Source organism: Nocardioides fonticola (assembly GCF_039536805.1).
GTDB lineage: Bacteria > Actinomycetota > Actinomycetes > Propionibacteriales > Nocardioidaceae > Nocardioides > Nocardioides fonticola.
The window spans coordinates 104,749-123,419 of record NZ_BAAAZH010000017.1; the positions used below are offsets into that span (position 1 = coordinate 104,749).

Sequence of the window (18,671 nt, forward strand, 5' to 3'; positions counted from 1 at the left end):
CTAGGCACCCCTTACAAGGGTCGGGTAGTGGTGGCTAACTGCGCGTTACAAGCCAGCCGCGCGCGCTCACAGCCACCCCCGCCGGGCGGCCTCCACACCGGCCTGGAACCGCGACTCCGCGCCGAGTTCGGTCATCAGATCGGCGATCCGACGCCGCACGGTGCGCAGGGAGACGCCGAGCTGGCGGGCGATCTGCTCGTCCTGGGCCCCGGCGGCCAACTGCTGTAGGACGAACCGGCGCAGGTCCAGACGGCCCGGTTCGGGCGCCACCTCACCGGACGGCAGCGGCTCGGCGTGGGCCCAGACGGCCTCGAACCACAGGATCATCGCCTCCACCAGCCCGCGCTGACGCACCAGCGACCGCGGCTCGTCCTCGAACCCCAACGGCTCGGGCAGGATCACGTGGCTCGTGCCGATGATGAGCATCCGGGTGGGCAGGTCGGGCACCAGCCGGATCTCCTCGCCGATGCCCGCCCGGTGGGTCAGGGTGTCGGGGATCTCCGAGATCGCCCGCATCGGGTAGATCGCCCGCGACCGGCGTCCCTCGGCGATCATCCCGCGCAGCACCTCGGCCATCGGGTCGTAGTCGGGCGAGCGCCACTGGTCGGGGCGGAACCACAGGAGTTCGCCGTGGCTCTCCATCAGCAGCTGGGCGACCAGCTGCACCCGGTCGCCGCCGCGGCTCAGCTCGCCATCGAGCGGCACGAGGTCGGCGGTCTCCTGCTCGACCGGCCGGATCGGCGCCGGGGAGAGCAGCGGCATCGCCCGGACGACGTCCTCGAGGCGCTGGTGGGCCGAGGCGGCGGTGCTCGCGGTCTCGCGCAGCACCGCGACCACCACCTGGTCGGGCGCCAGCACCCGCAGCACGCCGTCGGCGAGGGTGACGACGTGGGCGTCGAGGAGGGGGCCGAGCTCGCGGCGCAGATCCTCCGGCGCGCGCAGCAACGCATCGGCGACCGCCTCGAACGGGCGACCGTCGTGGCGCCGCACCTGCTCGTAGAGGCGTGCGACCGGCCGGGAGAAGCCGAGCGCGGTCATGACCGTCTGCGACTGGGCGACCATCCCCGCAGGCTAGGGCATCACCGCACCCCTCCGGGACGGCGCTCGCGACGGCGTTCGCGACGGCATCGCGGCGTCGGGCGGACGTCGGGCGGACGTCGGGCGGACGTCGGGCGGATGTCGGGGGTCCCGTAGCATCCGGCCCATGGCCCGAGGCAGCGACGCAGGAGCACGCACGGCCGGGGACCCGAGCGACTGGGTGACCCGTGCCGCCGACGACGCCATCCGGCACGCGGGCGAGCTGAAGCCGGGTCAGGTCATCACCTGCGCCTCCGGTGCCAGCCCGTCGGGTCCGGTGCACCTGGGCAACCTGCGCGAGTTCCTCACCGTGCACTTCGTGGCCGAGGAGATCCGCCGCCGCGGCCTGCCCGTGCGCCACCTGCACAGCTGGGACGACTACGACCGGTTCCGCAAGGTGCCGGCCGGCATCGACCCGTCGTGGAACGAGCACATCGGCCGTCCGCTCTCCGCCGTCCCCGACCCCTGGGAGTGCCACCCCTCGTGGGCCGAGCACTTCAAGGAGCCGCTCCAGCGCTCGCTGGCGGAGATGGGCGTGGAGATGCAGGAGGTCTCCCAGACCGAGATGTACCGCGCCGGCACCTACCGCGAGCAGATCCTGCTGGCGGTGGAGAAGCGCGCCGAGATCGAGTCGGTGCTCGCCCGCTACCGCACCAAGAAGCCCGCGGCGGACGCCGAACCGGCCCCCGAGGGACACGAGTCGACCGCCGAGGACGACGGCGAGGAGCTCGCCGCCGACGCCGGCGACCTCGCCCGCTTCCCCTACAAGCCCTACTGCCGGCAGTGCGGGCGCGACACCACCACCATCACCGCCTACGACGACGCCACCACCGACCTCTCCTACACCTGCTCGGCCTGCGGCTTCGCCGGTGTCACGAACCTGCGCACGCAGGACGAGGGCAAGCTGGTCTGGAAGGTCGACTGGCCGATGCGCTGGGCCTTCGAGGGCGTCGACTTCGAGCCCGGCGGCGTCGACCACGCCAGCCCCGGCTCCTCCTACACCGTCGGCAAGGACGTCGTGAAGATCTACGGCGGGCGGGCGCCGTCCTTCGTCGGCTACTCCTTCGTCGGCGCCGGCGGCCAGGTGAAGATGTCGTCCTCGCGCGGCGGCGTGCCCACCGCCGCCGACGCCCTGCAGATCCTCGAAGCACCGGTGCTGCGCTGGCTCTACGTGCGCCGCGCACCCAAGCAGGCCTTCACCGTCGACTTCGGCGCCGAGGTCGTGCGGCTCTACGACGAGTGGGACGCGTTGGGCAAGAAGGCCGCCGACCCCGCGAAGCGCGACGCCCAGGTGCTGGCCTGGGAGCGGGCCTCGGCGACGGCGTCCGCGGGCACCCTGCCGACGCCGCAGGTCGTCGTCCCGTTCCGACTGCTCTCCTCGGTCGCCGACGTGACCGCCGGCTCCGCGGAGCTGATCAGCCGCATCGTCGGCGAGGTCGGCCACCCGCACACCGCGGTCGCCGACCTCGAACCGCGCCTGGGCAAGGCGATGACGTGGATGAGCGACTACGTGCCGGAGTCCGACCGCACCACCGTGCGCGAGACGCCCGACGTCGACCGCCTCGCCGCGCTGGACGAGGACGAGGAGCTGTGGCTGCGCAACCTGCTCGACCGCATGCCCGACAAGCTCGACCTCGACGAGATCACGACGCTGATCTACGGCGTCCCGAAGCTGGGCCGCGGCCTGGGCCTGGACGACGCGCCGACCGAGGAGGTCAAGGCCGACCAGAAGCGCTTCTTCCGGCTGCTCTACGAACTCCTCGTGGCCGCCGAGCGCGGCCCGCGACTGCCCACCCTCTTCGTCGCGCTCGGGGCGGGGAAGGTGCGGGAGTTGCTGACGCCGGTGGGGTGAGGGCCAGTTTCCCCGGCCGGCCGGGGAAACTGGCCGAAAACCCGGCGGATCCGGCCCGAAACGGCCAGTTTCGCCTGTCCGTCGGGGCCGGTGTGACGCCTGAGGCGTTCGCGAGCGAGCGCCTCAGCCTGAATCCACCGGTGCGCCGCGTAGCGGTCAGCCCAGCAGGACGTCGAACGCCTCGGGGCTGGAGTCGCGCAGGAAGGTCGAGCAGCGCTCCCACTCGGCGTCCTCGCCGATCGCGCGGGCGGCCTTGGCCAGCAGCGCGAGGCAGGTGAGGAAGCCCCGGTTGGGCTCGTGCGACCACGGCACCGGGCCGTGGCCCTTCCAGCCGTTGCGCCGCAGCATGTCGAGCGAGCGGTGGTAGCCGACCCGGGCGTAGGCGTAGACGTCGACGACGTCGGCGTCGTTCTCGACCGCCTCGCTCGCCAGCGCGGCCCACGCCACCGGGGAGTCGGGGTGCGCCCGGACGGCGGCGCGCGGGGTGACGCCGCCCGCCAGGTCGGCGGCGGCCGGGTCGACGGGCAGGTGGGTGGGCGGCGGACCCGCCATCAGGTCGCGGTGCAGGTGCTCGGACATGCCACCCATTGTGGTGTGCCGGGATGAACTGTCGGTGCCCGGGTGTTGAGTCGACCCATGAGCACCGAGCTGTCCTCCGGGGCCTCCCCCGCCGACGTCACCGCGGACGCCGCCGGCACCACCGCCCCCGCCGCGGCCAAGGACCCGTGGCCGGCGCTCTTCGCGCTGTGCCTGGGCTTCTTCATGATCCTCGTCGACTCCACGATCGTCTCGGTCGCGACCCCGGCGATCATCAGCGACCTCGACGCCGACGTGAACAGCGTCGTCTGGGTCACCAGCGCCTACCTGCTCGCCTACGCCGTCCCGGTGCTCATCACCGGGCGCCTGGGCGACCGGTTCGGCCCGAAGCGGCTCTACCTCGCCGGCCTGACGGTCTTCACCCTCGCCTCGCTGTGGTGCGGCCTGACCACGACCGTGGAGGGTCTCATCATCGCCCGCGTCGTGCAGGGCCTCGGCGCCTCGATGATCACGCCGCAGACGATGGCGATCATCACCCGCATCTTCCCCGCCGAACGACGCGGCAAGGCGCTGGCCCTGTGGGGTGCCACCGCCGGCGTCGCCACCCTGGTCGGCCCGATCCTCGGCGGCGTCCTGGTCGACGCGCTGAGCTGGGAGTGGATCTTCTTCATCAACGTCCCGGTCGGCCTGCTCGGCTTCGCGCTCGCCTGGCGGCTCGTGCCGAGCCTGCCCACCGGCCGGCACCGGTTCGACTGGCTCGGTGTCGCCCTGAGCGGCGCCGGCATGTTCCTGCTCGTCTTCGGCATCCAGGAGGGCCACCAGAAGAACTGGGCCGCCTGGATCTGGGCCATGATCGCCGCCGGCCTGGCCGTCTTCGCCCTCTTCGTGCTCTGGCAGGCCCGCAACCGTCAGGAGCCGCTGGTCCCGCTCGGCCTCTTCCGCGACCGCAACTTCTCACTCGCCAACATCGCCATCACCACGATGGGCTTCGCGATCACCGCGCTGGCCTTCCCGCTCATGCTGTGGGCGCAGGTCGTGCGCGGGTTGAGCCCCACGCGCGCAGCGCTGCTGCTGGTGCCGATGGCGATCATGTCGATCGTGCTCGCCCGGTTCGTCGGCGGGCTCACCGACCGCGTGCACCCGCGCCGCATCACCGGCGTCGGCTTCGCCGCGGCGATCGTGGCGCTCCTGTGGCTCTCACGGGAGATGAGCCCCACCGACTCCCTGTGGAACCTCGTGCCGCCGATGGTGCTCCTCGGCATCGGCAACGCCTTCATCTGGGCACCCAACAGCGCCACCGCGACGCGCAACCTCCCCGTGCACCAGGCCGGTGCGGGGGCGGGCGTCTACAACGCGACGCGTCAGGTCGGCGCGGTGCTCGGCTCCGCGGCCATCGCCGTGCTCATCGACGCGCGCCTGGCGGCCGAGGGGCTCGGCTCGTTCCAGGGCAGCCCCGAGACGGCCGGGTCGAGCGGTCCGATCCCGGCCCAGGTGGCCGACGCGTTCTCGACCGCGATGTCGCAGACCATGCTGCTGCCGGCCGCCGTCCTGGTCGCCGGCCTTATCGCCGTCCTGTTCTTCGAGCGTCCCCGGCACGCGGGCTTCGGCGGCTGAGCCACCCCGTCACGGACGAAGGGCCCCGGAGCGATGCTCCGGGGCCCTTCTCTTGCTGGGCGCGTGCTGGGCGCGTGCTGGGCGCGTGGCGTCAGCCGGCGAGCGAGGTGCCCGCCGAGCGCAGGTTCTGGCAGGCCTCGACCACGCGGGCGGCCATGCCGGCCTCGGCGGCCTTGCCCCACGCACGCGGGTCGTAGGCCTTCTTGTTGCCGACCTCGCCGTCGACCTTCAGGACGCCGTCGTAGTTGCTGAACATGTGGGCGGCCACCGGACGCGTGAAGGCGTACTGGGTGTCGGTGTCGATGTTCATCTTCACCACGCCGTAGTCGACGGCGGCCGCGATCTCCTCCGGGGTCGAGCCCGAGCCGCCGTGGAAGACCAGGTGGAAGGGCTTCGAGCCGGCCTCGAGGCCGAACTCGGTCACGACCGCCTCCTGCGCGGCCTGGAGCACCTCGGGGCGCAGCTTCACGTTGCCCGGCTTGTAGACGCCGTGCACGTTGCCGAAGGTCAGCGCGGTCATGTAGTAGCCGCGGTCGCCGTAGCCGAGCGCCTTGGCGGTGGCGATGGCGTCCTCGGGGGTCGAGTAGAGCTTGTCGTTGATGGCGTTCTCGACGCCGTCCTCCTCGCCACCCACGACGCCGACCTCGATCTCGAGGATCACCTTGGCGGCCGCGCACTTCTCCATGAGCTCCTGCGCGATGACGAGGTTCTCCTCCAGCGGCACGGCCGAGCCGTCCCACATGTGCGACTGGAAGTAGGGCAGACCGCCGTTCTTGACCCGCTCGGCCGAAAGGGCCAGCAGCGGACGCACGAAGCCGTCGAGCTTGTCCTTGGGGCAGTGGTCGGTGTGCAGCGCGATGTTGACCGGGTAGTTCTTGGCAACCTCCGCGGCGTAGGCGGCGAAGGCGATCGAACCGGCGACCATGTCCTTGACCGTGGGGCCCGAGAGGTACTCGGCGCCACCGGTGGAGACCTGGATGATGCCGTCGGAGCCGGCCTCGGCGAAGCCCTGCAGGGCCGCGTTCAGCGTCTGCGACGACGAGACGTTGATGGCGGGGTAGGCGAAGCGCTTGGCCTTCGCGGCGTCGAGCATCTGCGCGTAGATCTCAGGGGTGGCGATGGGCATGGAAGCAGGTCTCCTCGGGGGTGGTCCGGATCGGCTCACACCCTAGACGACGCGGCGGTCGCACCGACCTGCTCCGTACGGCCGTGAACACCCGCGAGAGGACGCCGCACGAGGAATCCGATCGCCGAGACCAGCAGGACGGCGGCGCCGGTGGCGGCTGCCAGATGCAGGCCGTGCACGTAGGCGAGCTGCGCCGATGCCAACACCTGGCGGCCGGCGGCCGTCGGGAGTCGCACCGCGACCGCGGCGGCACCGGCGAGGGATCCCTCCGCGTCCGTGCCGATCGCACCGTTCGGCAGATGGACGGCGGCGCGGTAGCCCGCCGCACCGATGCTGCCCAGGAGCGCGATACCGAGCGCTCCGCCGAGCTCCGTCGCCGCCTCGGAGAGCGCGGAGCCGGTGCCCGCTCTCTCCGGGTCGAGCGCGGCGAGCACCTTCTCGCTGCACACGGTCATCGTCATGACGACGCCGGCGGCCAACAGACCGGCACCCACCAGCGTGGTCGCGAGGTCGCCGACGCCGATGCGCGTGAGCGCAACGAATCCGACCGCCCCGACCCCGAGTCCGGCGGCCGCGGCGCCGTCGGGGCCGATGCGCTCCCCGAGGGGAGCCGCTAGCGGGGCGGCCGCGAGCACGCCCGCGGTCGGCACCAGACTCCACAGCGCGGCCGTGAGAGGCGTCTGCCCTAGGACGAGCTGGAGGTAGGCGGTCATGAAGACGGCGTTGCCGACGACGGCGAACGAGCAGATCGTCGCGCCCACGAGTGCCGCTCGGTAGATCCGATCGCGCAGCAGCGACGGTGGGATCAACGGGAACTCGTGGACGAACTGACGGCGCAGGAAGAGCGCGCCGAGTCCGACGCCGCCGACCAGAGCCAGCACCGGGGCGACCTGGAGGCCGTGGACGGCGATCTGCTTGATCCCGAAGACGGTCATGAGCATGGAGAGCAGTGCGGTCGCAGCCGAGAGAAGGTCCAGACGGGCGCCGGCGTGCCGCTCTCCGGACGGGAGGAGGGGTCCGCACACCAGCAGCAGGAGCATCGCCGGGATGTTCACGAGGAAGACCGAGCCCCACCAGAAGTGCGCGAGCAGCACCCCGCTCACGACGGGTCCCAGACCGACACCGGCCGTCATCACCCCGGTCCATGCACCGATCGCGACCCCGCGCTGCCGCTCGTCGCGGAAGAGCTGGCGGATCATCGCGAGCGTCGAGGGCATGAGGGTCGCGCCAGCGACGCCGAGCACGCCACGCGCCGCGATCAGGTGCCCGACCGTGCCGGCGAATGCCGCGCACCACGAGGTGAGCGAGAACGCGACGGCCCCGATGAGGAGCAGTCGGCGGGCGCCGAGCCGATCGGCGAGAGCGCCCATCGGGATCAGCATCCCGGCGAGAACGAAGCCGTAGACGTCGAAGATCCATAGCTGCTGGGCCGGACCGGCATCGAGATCGCGTGCGATCTCCGGAGCGGCGAAATACAGGATCGACACATCCATCGAGACCAGGAGCAGTGGGAGGGCCAGGACGCCGAGGGCGACCCATTCCCTGCGTCCGGCACGGATGACGATCTCTTCCGACATGGCGAACCCCTTATTGCGTGCATTGCATACTGTTTATATGACACACGGATGCTAGAGCCGCACTGTGTAGGCTGTAAAGAGTTCTTGCGACCGAGGAGGCCGATGTCCACCACGACGTCCCCGATGTCACGCGCGATGCGCGAACTCTGGGGCGTGCGCGAGGAGGGACGGCGTGGGCCCAAGCCCTCCATGTCCGTGCGCACCATCGCCGCAGCGGCCGTGGCATTGGCCGACGCCGAGGGTCTCGAGGCCGTCACGATGGCGGCGGTGGCGAAGCGGCTCGGCTTCACCACGATGTCGCTCTACCGCTACGTCGAGTCCCGCCAGGATCTCCTCGACGTCATGGTCGACGAGGCGGCCGGCCCTCCACCGAGCCTCGGACGACGACGCAGCTGGCGCACCAAGCTCGAGGAGTGGGCGCGGGCGGACGCCGCTTTCCTCGCCGCGCACCCGTGGGTCCTGCACGTGCGGTCGGGGACGCCCCCCGTCGGGCCGAACCTGGTCGGCTGGATGGAGGTCGGATTCGCCGCCCTGAGCGACACCGGTCTCTCGCCGCAGCAGATCGCCTCGTCGTTGCTCTCGATCGACGGCTACGTCCGTAGCAGCGTCGAGATGGGCCTGCGGTACGCGGCCGACGGCGCGACGGCGAACTGGGCCGAACAGCTGCGCAGCGTGATCTCCGAGGACACCATGCCGACCGTGGCCGGCATCCTGGAGTCCGGAGCGTTGGAGGATGGCACCGACGGCATGGCCGAGGAGCTGGCGTTCGGCCTCGGGCTGCTCCTCGACGGCATCGAGCAGACCATCGCCCGTCGCGGCTGAGACCTCCAGGAGCGTACCGGTCCGGACCGGTGTCCCGCCGGGAGCGACGACCATCACCGTGACCTCAGCGCGGTGTCGGCGTTGAAGGGAGAACCCCGACCCGACACCGGACCGACCGCTCCCGCCTCACACACCCCCCACGGGAGCGGCGAGGAGACCCGATGCCCCGTTCTGCCCTGCTCAGTCGCCTCGGCGCGCTCACCGCCGTCGCCGGACTCGCACTCACCCTGCCCCTGGCCACCTCCTCCGAGGGCGACGACAGTCGCGCCCCCGTGGGCGTCTCGGCGTTCCGCCCGGCCCTCATCACCGTGCAGACCCCGGGCCGCGCCGCCAAGCTGCGCCTCGAGCGCCTCGGTCTGGACCTCACCGAGCACGCCGGCCACGGCTACGTCGAGGCGGTCCTGCACACCGCCGGCGAGCAGCGCGCCCTGGAGGCCGCCGGCTTCGACTACACCGTGCGGATCCCCGACCTCGTCGTCCGCGAGATCGAGCGGCAGAAGCTGGACGCCGCCTACGCGGCCTCGCGCAAGCGGTCGCCGCTGCCCTCGGGGCGCACCGGCTACCGCACCCTGGCCGACTACGAGTCCGACATGGAGGCCCTGGCGAAGGACCACCCGAACCTGGCCAAGCGGTTCGCACTCCCGCTGCCGACCCTCGACGGCAGGACCGTCTACGGCGTCGAGATCGGCAGCGACGTCCGCCGTCCCGAGAGCGGCCGTCCGACCTTCCTGCTCATGGGCCTGCACCACGCCCGCGAGTGGCCCTCGGGCGAGCTCGCGATGGAGTTCGCCGTCGACCTGGTGAAGAACTACGGGCGGGACAAGCGGATCACCGGCCTGCTCGACCGCGCCCGCGTGATCGTGGTGCCGGTCGTCAACGCCGACGGCTTCGACCTCTCCCGCACCGACGGCGACATCGTCGACCTGCGCGAGCTCAACGACGCCGACCCGCTGGGCGGCACCGGCACCACGCTGCTGACGCCCGGACAGGCCTACAAGCGCAAGAACTGCCGCGTCGTCGACGGCATCGACACCCCCGACGGCACCTGCCGCGCCACCCTCGTCAGCCCCGGCGGCTTCGGCCTGGGCGTCGACCTCAACCGCAACTACGGCGGTTTCTGGGGCGGCCCGGGTGCGGCGGCCACCACGCCGGACGCCGCGAACGTCGAGGCCGGTCTCGCCGACCCGACCTACCGTGGTGCCGCGCCGTTCTCCGAGCCGGAGACCCAGAACATCCAGCAGCTCGTGCGCAGCCGCCAGGTCACGATGCTCATCTCGAACCACACGTTCTCGAACCTGGTGCTGCGCCCCAACGGCGTCGCCCCCACGACCATCGGCCCTGACGGCATCCCGGTCGGCGACGCCCCGGACGAGAAGGGCCTCAAGCGGCTCGGCGCCGCGATGGCGAAGCAGAACGGCTACCAGAACATCCACGGCTGGCAGCTCTACGACACCACCGGCACCACCGAGGACTGGTCCTACAACGCCACCGGCGGCTACGGCTACACCTTCGAGATCGGCCCCAACGAGTTCCACCCGCCGTTCGCCGACGTCGTCGACGAGTACCTCGGCGCCGGGAAGTACGCCGGCAAGGGCAACCGCGAGGCGTACCTGATCGCCCTCGAGCACGCGGTCGACACCCGCTACCAGGGCGTGCTGACCGGCTCGGCTCCGGCGGGCGCCGTCCTGCGGCTGCGCAAGACCTTCGACTCGCCGACCTGGTCGTCGTCCTTCGAGGACTTCGTCGACTCCTCGATCACCGTGCCCGGTTCGGGCCGCTTCTCCTGGATCGTCAACCCCTCGACCCGTCCGGTCGTGCGGTCGCGCACCTACGACAAGATCGCCGACAAGCCCTTCGCCTCGAAGACCTTCGAGGGCGGCATGCTCACCCCGCTGACCGGCACCGCCGACCACGAGTACGTCGTCAAGCGCGCCACCGACGTGCTGAAGATCGACCTGTCGTGGCCGACGCCGGACGACATGGACCTCGAGGTCTACCGCAAGAAGGCCGACGGTTCGCTGGAGGAGGTCGGCTCCTCGGCCAACCTGCCGGCGCAGGACGAGTCCGTGCAGATCGTCGACGCGAAGCCGGGCACCTACGTGATCCGGGTGCTCAACTACACCTCGGTCGCCCCGAGCTACACCGTCGAGGTCGGGCAGTACGCGGCGCAGAAGGCGCGTACCCCCGGCAAGCGGGAGGCCTACACGCTGACCTGCGAGGTCGGCGGCAAGGTGCGCTCGCGCCAGCAGGTGTTCGTCGACCGCGGCCAGGTGCGTCGCCTCGACCTGGCCCGGGCCTGCAAGGGCTGAGCGGGAGGAAGACCGTGCGGGGCGGTCGTCGCGAAGGAGCGGCGGCCGCCCCCGTGCTTCGCTAGCGTGCTGGCATGCGTCGCCTCACCGTCGTTCCCTCGACCGCCCTGGCCAGCCTCGTCGTCGTCCTGGCCACCCTCCCGGGGCCTGCGGCACTGGCCGCGGGCGCTGCCGACCCCATGGCGGGAGCGCCCGAGGTGGGCACCTGCTACGACCTGAGCTACAAGGAAGGCGGGGCTGACGCGATCGAGGAGGAGCCGGTGGCGTGCACCGCACCGCACACCAGCACCATCACGGCCGTCGAGCAGCTGCCCGACGGGCTCCCCCTCGATTCGAGCGACCCCCAGACGGCCGCCTTCATCGGACGCACCTGCCTGGCCGGCTCGGACCAGGCGATCGGCGACGACCACCGCCTGCTCGCGCTCAGCGCCTACGCCAGGATCAACTTCTTCCCGACCCAGGACGACCAGTCGGCCGGTGCCCGCTGGATCAGCTGCGGCATCGCGGTGTTCAACGCCCGGTCGCTGGTCCGCACGAGCGACCCCGAGCCCATCGCCCTGGCCGACCCGGTGCCGGAGGAGATCGCACTGTGCATGACCAAGCGCGGCCTCGTCGAGCCGTGTGCCCGACCCCACGCCTACCGGGCGGTCGCGGCCACCGTGGTGAAGAAGAAGCCGACCGACGCGCGCGTACGCAAGACGATCGAGACCTTCTGCCCGCGGGTCGTCAGCACGAAGAAGTGGTTCTACCGCTACCTGCCGCTGACGTCGTCCTCCTACGCGGTCGCCTGCCTGGACAAGACGACGTCCTGACCGCCTAGCCCCGCCACGCCCCGTCGCCCCCGAGGTCGGCATACTGCCGCACCCAGGAGTGCATGGCGATCGCGGCGGCGGCGGAGGCGTTGATCGAGCGGGTCGAGCCGAACTGGGCGATGGAGAAGGTGCCGTCGCAGACCGACCGGGCGGCGTCGCTGAGCCCGGGGCCCTCCTGGCCGAAGAGGAAGCAGACCCGGCGCGGCAGGGCGGCGGTCTCCAGGTGCAGCGAGCCGGGCAGGTTGTCGATGCCCAGCAGGACGACGTCGCGTTCGCGCAGGTAGGCGGCGAGCTCGGGGACGTCGGGGTGGTGGCGCACGTGCTGGTAGCGGTCGGTGACCATGGCGCCCCGACGGTTCCAGCGCCGGTTGCCGACGATGTGCACCTCGGCGGCGAGGAACGCGTTGGCCGAGCGCACGATCGTGCCGATGTTGAAGTCGTGCTGCCAGTTCTCGATGGCCACGTGGAAGTCGTGCCGGCGGGTGTCGAGGTCGGCGACGATCGCCTCCAGACGCCAGTAGCGGTAGCGATCGACGACGTTGCGACGATCGCCGCCGGCGAGCAGATCGGGGTCGTAGCGCTCGTCGCTCGGCCACGGGCCCACCCACGGACCCACGCCCACCTCCGCCGGCCCGTGGGGCATCGGGTCGTAGGGCGCCCGGAGGTCGATGCTCGGATCGGTCCGCGGATCAGCGGAGTCCTCTCCGTCGCTCATGGCCCTCAGGGTACGGTTTCGACGTGACACTGCCCGCCGCGGCTCACCTGACTCCCCTCCTCCTGGGCATCAAGTGGCTCGACCCCACCTATCTCCAGCAGACGTACGGTTCGGCCTTCATCTGGCTGGCTCTGGCGATCGTCTTCGTCGAGTGCGGGCTGTTCTTCCCGTTCCTTCCCGGCGACACGCTGCTGTTCGCCCTGGGGCTGTTCATCGCCGGCAGCGACGCCACCGGCTACTCGCTCATCGGCCTGCACAACGAGCCGATCGAGCTGATCGTCGGCATCGCGCTGCTGGTCGTGGCCGCGTTCGCGGGCAACATCGCCGGCTACGAGATAGGCCGCCGCATCGGTCCGCCGCTCTATCACCGCGACGGGCGCATCCTGAAGAAGAAGTACCTCGACAACACCGCCAGCTTCTTCGAGCTGCACGGCAACAAGGCGCTGGTGATCGGGCGGTTCGTCCCGTTCGTGCGCACCTACATCACGGTGGTGGCCGGAGTGACCCTCATGGACCGGCGCCGGTTCATGGTCTGGAGCGCGGTCGGCGCCGTGGCCTGGGTCGTCTCGATCACCCTGCTCGGCTACTTCCTGGGGGCGGCGTTCCCGTGGCTGGGCAACAACATCGACTACGTCACCCTGGCGATCCTGGCCTTCACCGTAGTGCCGCTGGCCTGGGAGGCGATCAAGCACCGCCGCCACGGCGACCACGGCGGGGCAGAGTCCTCCTCCGACCGCTCGGCGGTCTGAGGAGTCCCCGACTTCGCGGCGGGGGACCGAGCCTCTGCCGACTGAGGCTCAGCCGGCAGAGGCTCAGCCGCGGACGGCGTCCAGCTGCGCCTTGGTAAGCACGGGCCGCACCTCGAGGTCGACGTCGGCCAGCGGGTTCTCCCCCGCCGGGCTGCGGTCGATCGCGCACACGACGACCTCGACGATCGCGCCGGCCTCCCGCAGGGCACGCGTCGCATCGCGGACGGCGCCGCCGGTGGTGATGACGTCCTCGATGAGCGTGATGCGGCGTCCTTCGACCGCCGGCCCCTCGGCGAGCTTGCAGGTGCCGTACTCCTTGGCCTTCTTGCGCACGAACAGCGCGGGATGACCCGACAGGCTGGAGACCATGGTGGCGATCGGGACGCCGCCGAGCTCGAGGCCGCCGAGCAGCTCGGTGCCCTCGGGCAGCAGCGGCACCATCTGCTCGGCCACGCGCCGCAGCAGGCCGGGGTCGGACTCGAAGAGGTACTTGTCGAAGTACTCCGAGGACACCTGACCCGAGCGGAGCGTGAAGGTGCCCTGGAGGCGGCACAGGGCGTCGACGTCGGCGGCGAGGGTGGGATCGGTCGTCACGCGGACCATTCAACCGTGTCCGGGCGGGGTCGCGGGCGTAGGGTCGATGAGCGTGACGGTCTCCCGCCTCGCCGGCATCCCGCCCACGGTCTTCGCCGAGATGTCCGCGCTCGCCGTGCGCACCGGCTCGATCAACCTCGGCCAGGGCTTCCCCGACACCGACGGACCCGCCGAGCTGCTCGAACGGGCGGCGGCGGCGCTGCGCGACGGACGCAACCAGTACGCGCCCGGCATCGGCATCCCCGAGCTGCGGGCCGCGGTGGCGCGCCATCAGCAGCGGCACTACGGCATCGAGCTCGACCCCGACACCCAGGTCGCCATCACCACCGGGTGCACCGAGGCGATCGCCGGGGCCCTGCTGGGGCTGGTCGAACCCGGTGACGAGGTCGTCGTCCTCGAGCCGTACTATGACTCCTACGTGGCGATGCTGCAGATGGCGGGCGGGGTACGCCGTCCGGTCACGCTGCGGGCTCCGGACTTCCGTCTCGACGTCGACGTCCTGCGCACCGCGGTCACACCGCGCACCCGGTTCGTGCTGCTCAACTCCCCGCACAACCCCACCGGCACGGTGCTCACGGCCGCGGAGCTGGAGGCGGTCGCCGACGTCGCGATCGAGCACGACCTGACCGTCATCACCGACGAGGTCTACGAGCACCTCACCTACGACGGCGTCCCGCACGTGCCGATCGCGACGCTGCCGGGGATGGCCGAGCGCACCCTCACCCTCTCCAGCGCCGGGAAGTCCTACTCGGTCACCGGGTGGAAGGTCGGCTGGGCCACCGGTCCCGCGCACCTCGTGGCCGCCACGGTCGCGGCCAAGCAGTGGCTCACCTACACCTCCGGCTCGCCGCTCCAGCCGGCCGTCGCCTTCGCCCTCGACGAGCTTCCCGACGCGCCCGGCGAGCTCGCCCGGGGCCTGGAGGCCTGCCGCGACCTGCTGTGCGGCGGCCTGAACGCCCTGGGCCTGCCCACCCACACGCCGTCCGGCACCTACTTCGCGACCTCCGACGTCAGCTCGCTGGGCTGGCGCGACGGACGCGAGTTCGCCCTCGCCCTGCCCGAGCGGGCCGGGGTGGTGGCGATCCCCACCCAGGGCTTCTACGACGACGCGGACGCCGGCCGGCACCTGGTGCGCTGGGCCTTCTGCAAGTCGCCAGCGCTGCTCGAGCAGGCGCTGGGCCGGCTCGGCGACGCCCGCCTCACGCGCTGACGGCCACCCGCGGCGTCTTGACCCAGGCGTTGCGGCGCAGGGCCAGGTTGAGCAGCGCCCGCAGCGACACCCAGGCCCACACGTAGCCGTACGCGGTGAACAGGACGGCGGCCGCCGGCACCTCGTACCAGCGGAACGGGTGGGCGCTGTGCCGCTGGTAGGTGCCGAGGAAGATGGCGAGCGGCAGCACCGAGAGGGCGAGCTCGACGGCCCGGCGCGGCGGTCCGTACGGGACGCCGGCGAGCAGGTCGTTCTGCACGCCGATCACCCCGACCATCGCGAGCACGCCGGCGAGCACCGTGAAGGTCACCAGCAGCACGGTGACCACGAGCACCAGGTACAGCGCGAGGTCGAGCCGCGCCAGCAGCGGTGCGCGGGAGCCGCGTCCGGGCCGTCCGGCCAGCCGCGGCAGGTGGCGCCAGCACTGGTAGTGCCCCTGGATCCACCGGGTGCGCTGGCGCAGCAGAGGCCGCCACGTCGTGAGGCCCTGCTGGTCGACGTGGGTGAGGTGACAGAAGCGCGTGCGCCACCCGGCGCCGACCAGGCGCAGCCCCAGGTCGAGGTCCTCGGTGAGAGCGCCCGCGGCCCACGGAGCACCGCCGAGACCGGCGAGGGCGGAGAGCCGCGTGAACTGGCCGTTGCCGCCCAACCCGGAGGAGCCCAGCCAGTCGCGGGCGATCTGCACAAGCCAGGAGAAGCCGACGAACTCGATGTCCTGCATGCGGGCGAGCAGGTTGGTGCGCGCGTTGGCGATGCGGACGCCGACCTGCACCGAGGCCACCCGCTGATCGCCGAAGTAGGGCGCGACGATCGCCAGCGCGTCGGTGGGCAGGACGCCGTCGGCGTCGACGATCACGACCACGACGTCGTCGGCGGCGCGCCCGTCGAGCCAGGGGTCGCCCGCGGCCGACCAACCGTGCACCAACCCGTAGCCGTGGTTGAGCGCCTCGCTCTTGCCCTGGGCCGCGTCGGGGAGCACCCGTCGGGTCAGCCGGATGCGCGGCTCGCGCTCGGCCCACCGTGCGGCGATCTCGGCGGTGGCGTCGGTCGAGGCGTCGTCGATCACCAGCACCCGCCACTCCCCCTCGTACGCGGCGGCGGCGAGGGAGGCGAGGGTGCGGTCGAGCACCAGCTCCTCGTTGCGGGCCGGCACGAAGACCACCATGAGCGGCCGGGTGTCGTTCTGCGGGGGACGGCGTCGCGCGCAGCTGGCGAGGAACAGCAGCCCGTAGTAGCCGACGATGGCGACGATGACGCCGCTCAGCACCGTCAGGTCGATGGTCATCGGCTGCGCGGGCTCAGAAGCGTGGGGACGTCGGCGAGGAGATCCTCCCCGGCGAGCCCGCCGAGGTCGGTCAGCACCGACCGCCAGCGGGCGTCGACGCGCGCGAGGTCGTCGCCGAACCCGGCCGGCACCCGCACGCCGTCCCCGGCCGCGAGTCGCGCGACCAGGGCGCGGTACTGCTCGAGCACCGTGGCGAGCCGCGCGGCCGGGGTGCCGGCCGGCGGGGGCAGGCGGGTGTCGACGGTGATCAGCTCGGCCAGCGCCGCGCGGATCGTGCGCGCCAGGCCGACCCGCGCGGAACGCGGGATGCCGGTGTCGTCGGCGGTGGCCACCCACAGGGCGTGCACCTGCTGCACCTGGTCGACGCTGCGCCGCGCGGCCGCGACCGCTGCCACGACGTAGGGCGAGGTGACCGGGTCGGAGGCCGGATCGCTCGGCGTGGCCTCCGGGGTCGCATCGGGGTCGGCGGCCGAGGACGCCGAGGTCGTCGCGGACCCCGAGGACCCCGAGGAACCGGCGTCGTCCCCGGCGCTGTCGGCCTCGGCCGAGCAGCCCGCGAGGGCGGCGAGGATCGCCGCGGAGGCGGCGAGGGCGGCGAGGCGCCGGCGCGGATGCGACAACTCAGACATCGGATACTCCAGGTCGGTGGTGCGGTGCGGTCACGGCACCAGGCTCAGCGGGCGGTCCTCGACCGGCCGCATCAGGTCGTCGAGGGCGATGACGATGCGGGTGGCGGCGGCGCCGTCCCCGAACGGCGAGCTGCGGCAGACCAGCGCCTCGTAGGCCGCCGGGTCGCGCAGCAGGCGGGCGATCTCGGCCGCGATGCGCAGCGGGCTCGTGCCTACCAGCCGCAGGCCACCGGCCTCGGTGCCCTCGGGGCGCTCGGTGACGGTGCGCGCCACCAGGGTCGGCCGGCCCAGCGTGCAGGCCTCCTCCTGGATGCCGCCGCTGTCGGTGAGCACCAGATCGGCGCGGCGCAGCAGCCGGGCGAAGTCGGGATAGTCGAGGGCCTCGATCAGGTGCACGCGCGGTCGTCCGGCGAGCACCGGCACGAGGGCTTCACGCACCCGCGGGTTCGGGTGCAGGGGGACGACGACCTCGAGCTCGGGGTGCGCGGTCGCGGCGGCCGCGACGCCGTGGGCGATGCCCTCCAGTCCGGTGCCCCAGGACTCGCGACGGTGCGCGGTGACGAGCAGCAGCCGGCGATCGGCGTCCTCGAGTCGTTGCAGCAAGGCGGCGTCGGGACCGGTGTAGCCGGTACTGCGGGCGAGGATCGCGAGCAGGGCGTCGACGACGGTGTTGCCGGTGGTGATCACGCTCTGCGGGGCGACGCCCTCGGCGAGCAGCGCTCCGGCGGCCCGCTCGGTCGGGGCGCAGTGCAGGTCGGCGACTTGGGTGATCATCCGCCGGTTCGCCTCCTCCGGCCACGGCGCGCGACGGTCGCCCGTGCGCAGGCCGGCCTCGACGTGCACGACGGGGACGCCGCGGTAGAAGCCCGCGAGCGCACCGGCCAACGACGTCGTGGTGTCGCCCTGCACGACGACGGCGGCGAGCCCGAGATCGGCGATGGCGCGCCCGACGGCCGTCGTCGCGCGGCCCGCGAGGTCGCTGAGCTCCTGGCCGGGGCGCATCAACGCGAGGTCGTGCACCCCCTCACCGTCCGGATCGATGCCGAAGGCGGCCAGCACCGGGGCGACCAGGTCGGCGTGCTGCCCGGTGGAGACCACCACCGGCTCGAACCCGGCGGCGTCCCGCAGAGCCAGGACGACGGGGGCGAGCTTGATGGCCTCGGGCCGCGTGCCGAGCAGGACGCCGATGCGCCGTGCGGGGCCGGATGCACCTGCCATCAGTAGGAGGTCACCGGGAGCATGGTGACGATGCCGGTGCGACGGGCCCGCAACGAGACCTGGTAGGCACGGCCGTCGCGCACGCGCACCAGGGCCGAGGACGCCGACCGCTTGCGGCCGTCGACGACCGCGGTCAGGACGAAACGGTAGCGACGCGGTACCAGGTGCACGGTCGCGCGGTAGGTGCGCCGCGCGCCGATGGAGATGCGGGCGACCACCCGTCCGTCGCGCCGCTCGACGCGCAGGACGGCCCCCGAGACCCGCACCCCGTCGGCGGCGCTGATCGCGCCGTAGACAACCTGGGTGTGACGGGGCTTGGCGGTGCCGGCGTAGGAGACCGGCACCAGGTCGCCGACGGCGTCGCTGATCGCGACCTCGCGGACCGTCAGCTCGGTCGCGATGCCCGAGGGTGCGATGACGTACCACGCGGCGGCGACCAGGACGGCGAGGGAGACGAGGCCGGCCGCGATGCGGCGCACCGGCGGCGGGAGCGAGGAGGACATGAGCACTTTCCGTGGGTTCGGGACCGACACCTTCGACGGGTG

17 protein-coding genes are annotated in these 18,671 nt (G+C 72.2%); 7 read left to right on the forward strand and 10 right to left on the reverse strand.

What is annotated here, in order from left to right:
• Nucleotides 1–66 precede the first annotated feature (66 nt).
• Entirely contained in the window at nucleotides 67–1,062 is a 996-nt protein-coding gene (locus ABD671_RS12805; RefSeq protein WP_344733777.1) for a LuxR C-terminal-related transcriptional regulator, read from the reverse strand.
• Between the two features lie 142 nt (nucleotides 1,063–1,204).
• Here ABD671_RS12805 and lysS point away from each other — a divergent pair, with 142 nt between their 5' ends.
• Nucleotides 1,205–2,929 (forward strand): lysine--tRNA ligase, encoded by a 1,725-nt coding sequence (gene lysS, locus ABD671_RS12810; RefSeq protein ID WP_344733778.1) that lies wholly within the window; start codon nucleotides 1,205–1,207, stop codon nucleotides 2,927–2,929.
• Nucleotides 2,930–3,085: 156 nt separating this feature from the next.
• Here the strand turns inward: lysS and ABD671_RS12815 are convergent, their stop codons facing one another.
• Nucleotides 3,086–3,508: a DUF3151 domain-containing protein gene (locus tag ABD671_RS12815; RefSeq protein ID WP_344733779.1), complete on the reverse strand. Its 423-nt coding sequence runs from the start codon at nucleotides 3,506–3,508 to the stop codon at nucleotides 3,086–3,088.
• Nucleotides 3,509–3,565: 57 nt separating this feature from the next.
• On the opposite strand from ABD671_RS12815, the gene ABD671_RS12820 reads away from it, so the two are divergent.
• Nucleotides 3,566–5,080, forward strand: coding sequence for an MFS transporter (locus ABD671_RS12820; protein ID WP_344733780.1), 1,515 nt, complete (start codon nucleotides 3,566–3,568; stop codon nucleotides 5,078–5,080).
• A gap of 91 nt (nucleotides 5,081–5,171) precedes the next feature.
• On the opposite strand, the gene fbaA is transcribed toward ABD671_RS12820, so the two are convergent.
• Nucleotides 5,172–6,206: a class II fructose-bisphosphate aldolase gene (fbaA, locus tag ABD671_RS12825; RefSeq protein ID WP_344733781.1), complete on the reverse strand. Its 1,035-nt coding sequence runs from the start codon at nucleotides 6,204–6,206 to the stop codon at nucleotides 5,172–5,174.
• A gap of 35 nt (nucleotides 6,207–6,241) precedes the next feature.
• Nucleotides 6,242–7,783 carry an MFS transporter gene (locus ABD671_RS12830; protein WP_344733782.1) on the reverse strand — a complete coding sequence of 514 codons (1,542 nt, stop codon included), beginning with the start codon at nucleotides 7,781–7,783 and terminating at the stop codon, nucleotides 6,242–6,244.
• Between the two features lie 102 nt (nucleotides 7,784–7,885).
• Between ABD671_RS12830 and ABD671_RS12835 the strand changes: the two genes are divergently transcribed.
• From ABD671_RS12835 to ABD671_RS12845, 3 genes are all read left to right on the forward strand, one after another.
• Nucleotides 7,886–8,605: a TetR/AcrR family transcriptional regulator gene (locus ABD671_RS12835; RefSeq protein WP_344733783.1), complete on the forward strand. Its 720-nt coding sequence runs from the start codon at nucleotides 7,886–7,888 to the stop codon at nucleotides 8,603–8,605.
• Nucleotides 8,606–8,766: 161 nt separating this feature from the next.
• Nucleotides 8,767–10,914: a M14 family metallopeptidase gene (locus ABD671_RS12840; protein ID WP_344733784.1), complete on the forward strand. Its 2,148-nt coding sequence runs from the start codon at nucleotides 8,767–8,769 to the stop codon at nucleotides 10,912–10,914.
• Between the two features lie 74 nt (nucleotides 10,915–10,988).
• Entirely contained in the window at nucleotides 10,989–11,726 is a 738-nt protein-coding gene (locus ABD671_RS12845) for a hypothetical protein (protein WP_344733785.1), read from the forward strand.
• 4 nt (nucleotides 11,727–11,730) lie between these two features.
• On the opposite strand, the gene ABD671_RS12850 is transcribed toward ABD671_RS12845, so the two are convergent.
• Entirely contained in the window at nucleotides 11,731–12,369 is a 639-nt protein-coding gene (locus ABD671_RS12850) for a TrmH family RNA methyltransferase (RefSeq protein WP_344733905.1), read from the reverse strand.
• A gap of 95 nt (nucleotides 12,370–12,464) precedes the next feature.
• On the opposite strand from ABD671_RS12850, the gene ABD671_RS12855 reads away from it, so the two are divergent.
• Nucleotides 12,465–13,190: a DedA family protein gene (locus ABD671_RS12855; protein WP_344733786.1), complete on the forward strand. Its 726-nt coding sequence runs from the start codon at nucleotides 12,465–12,467 to the stop codon at nucleotides 13,188–13,190.
• Nucleotides 13,191–13,253: 63 nt separating this feature from the next.
• On the opposite strand, the gene pyrE is transcribed toward ABD671_RS12855, so the two are convergent.
• A complete protein-coding gene (pyrE, locus tag ABD671_RS12860) occupies nucleotides 13,254–13,784 on the reverse strand; it encodes an orotate phosphoribosyltransferase (protein ID WP_344733787.1) in 531 nt (176 codons plus the stop codon).
• 46 nt (nucleotides 13,785–13,830) lie between these two features.
• On the opposite strand from pyrE, the gene ABD671_RS12865 reads away from it, so the two are divergent.
• Complete coding sequence (locus ABD671_RS12865) at nucleotides 13,831–14,994, forward strand: pyridoxal phosphate-dependent aminotransferase (RefSeq protein ID WP_425574915.1); 1,164 nt, start codon at nucleotides 13,831–13,833, stop codon at nucleotides 14,992–14,994.
• Here the strand turns inward: ABD671_RS12865 and ABD671_RS12870 are convergent.
• The 4 genes from ABD671_RS12870 to ABD671_RS12885 are packed head-to-tail and all read right to left on the reverse strand — an operon-like array spanning nucleotide 14,984 to nucleotide 18,629.
• The gene (locus tag ABD671_RS12870; RefSeq protein ID WP_344733789.1) at nucleotides 14,984–16,279 is read right to left on the reverse strand and encodes a glycosyltransferase; all 1,296 of its coding nucleotides are present in this window, start codon (nucleotides 16,277–16,279) and stop codon (nucleotides 14,984–14,986) included. The genes ABD671_RS12865 and ABD671_RS12870 overlap by 11 nt on opposite strands.
• Nucleotides 16,276–16,908 carry a hypothetical protein gene (locus ABD671_RS12875; protein WP_344733790.1) on the reverse strand — a complete coding sequence of 211 codons (633 nt, stop codon included), beginning with the start codon at nucleotides 16,906–16,908 and terminating at the stop codon, nucleotides 16,276–16,278. The genes ABD671_RS12870 and ABD671_RS12875 overlap by 4 nt, the downstream gene beginning before the upstream one ends.
• Nucleotides 16,909–16,938: 30 nt before the next feature.
• Entirely contained in the window at nucleotides 16,939–18,126 is a 1,188-nt protein-coding gene (wecB, locus tag ABD671_RS12880) for a non-hydrolyzing UDP-N-acetylglucosamine 2-epimerase (RefSeq protein WP_344733792.1), read from the reverse strand.
• Nucleotides 18,126–18,629 carry a hypothetical protein gene (locus ABD671_RS12885; protein ID WP_344733794.1) on the reverse strand — a complete coding sequence of 168 codons (504 nt, stop codon included), beginning with the start codon at nucleotides 18,627–18,629 and terminating at the stop codon, nucleotides 18,126–18,128. The genes wecB and ABD671_RS12885 overlap by 1 nt, the downstream gene beginning before the upstream one ends.
• Nucleotides 18,630–18,671: the final 42 nt, after the last annotated feature.

What these genes read in the sequence shown, in the direction of transcription:
- ABD671_RS12885 (WP_344733794.1), bottom strand. Translation starts at nt 18,629, where the DNA reads ATGTCCTCCTCGCTCCCGCCGCCGGTGCGCCGCATCGCGGCCGGCCTC.
- ABD671_RS12830 (WP_344733782.1), bottom strand. Translation starts at nt 7,783, where the DNA reads ATGTCGGAAGAGATCGTCATCCGTGCCGGACGCAGGGAATGGGTCGCC.
- ABD671_RS12835 (WP_344733783.1), top strand. Translation starts at nt 7,886, where the DNA reads ATGTCCACCACGACGTCCCCGATGTCACGCGCGATGCGCGAACTCTGG.
- ABD671_RS12815 (WP_344733779.1), bottom strand. Translation starts at nt 3,508, where the DNA reads ATGTCCGAGCACCTGCACCGCGACCTGATGGCGGGTCCGCCGCCCACC.
- ABD671_RS12850 (WP_344733905.1), bottom strand. Translation starts at nt 12,369, where the DNA reads ATGCCCCACGGGCCGGCGGAGGTGGGCGTGGGTCCGTGGGTGGGCCCG.
- ABD671_RS12805 (WP_344733777.1), bottom strand. Translation starts at nt 1,062, where the DNA reads ATGGTCGCCCAGTCGCAGACGGTCATGACCGCGCTCGGCTTCTCCCGG.
- fbaA (WP_344733781.1), bottom strand. Translation starts at nt 6,206, where the DNA reads ATGCCCATCGCCACCCCTGAGATCTACGCGCAGATGCTCGACGCCGCG.
- ABD671_RS12875 (WP_344733790.1), bottom strand. Translation starts at nt 16,908, where the DNA reads ATGTCTGAGTTGTCGCATCCGCGCCGGCGCCTCGCCGCCCTCGCCGCC.
- ABD671_RS12870 (WP_344733789.1), bottom strand. Translation starts at nt 16,279, where the DNA reads ATGACCATCGACCTGACGGTGCTGAGCGGCGTCATCGTCGCCATCGTC.
- lysS (WP_344733778.1), top strand. Translation starts at nt 1,205, where the DNA reads ATGGCCCGAGGCAGCGACGCAGGAGCACGCACGGCCGGGGACCCGAGC.
- wecB (WP_344733792.1), bottom strand. Translation starts at nt 18,126, where the DNA reads ATGGCAGGTGCATCCGGCCCCGCACGGCGCATCGGCGTCCTGCTCGGC.
- ABD671_RS12840 (WP_344733784.1), top strand. Translation starts at nt 8,767, where the DNA reads ATGCCCCGTTCTGCCCTGCTCAGTCGCCTCGGCGCGCTCACCGCCGTC.
- ABD671_RS12865 (WP_425574915.1), top strand. Translation starts at nt 13,831, where the DNA reads ATGAGCGTGACGGTCTCCCGCCTCGCCGGCATCCCGCCCACGGTCTTC.
- ABD671_RS12845 (WP_344733785.1), top strand. Translation starts at nt 10,989, where the DNA reads ATGCGTCGCCTCACCGTCGTTCCCTCGACCGCCCTGGCCAGCCTCGTC.
- ABD671_RS12820 (WP_344733780.1), top strand. Translation starts at nt 3,566, where the DNA reads ATGAGCACCGAGCTGTCCTCCGGGGCCTCCCCCGCCGACGTCACCGCG.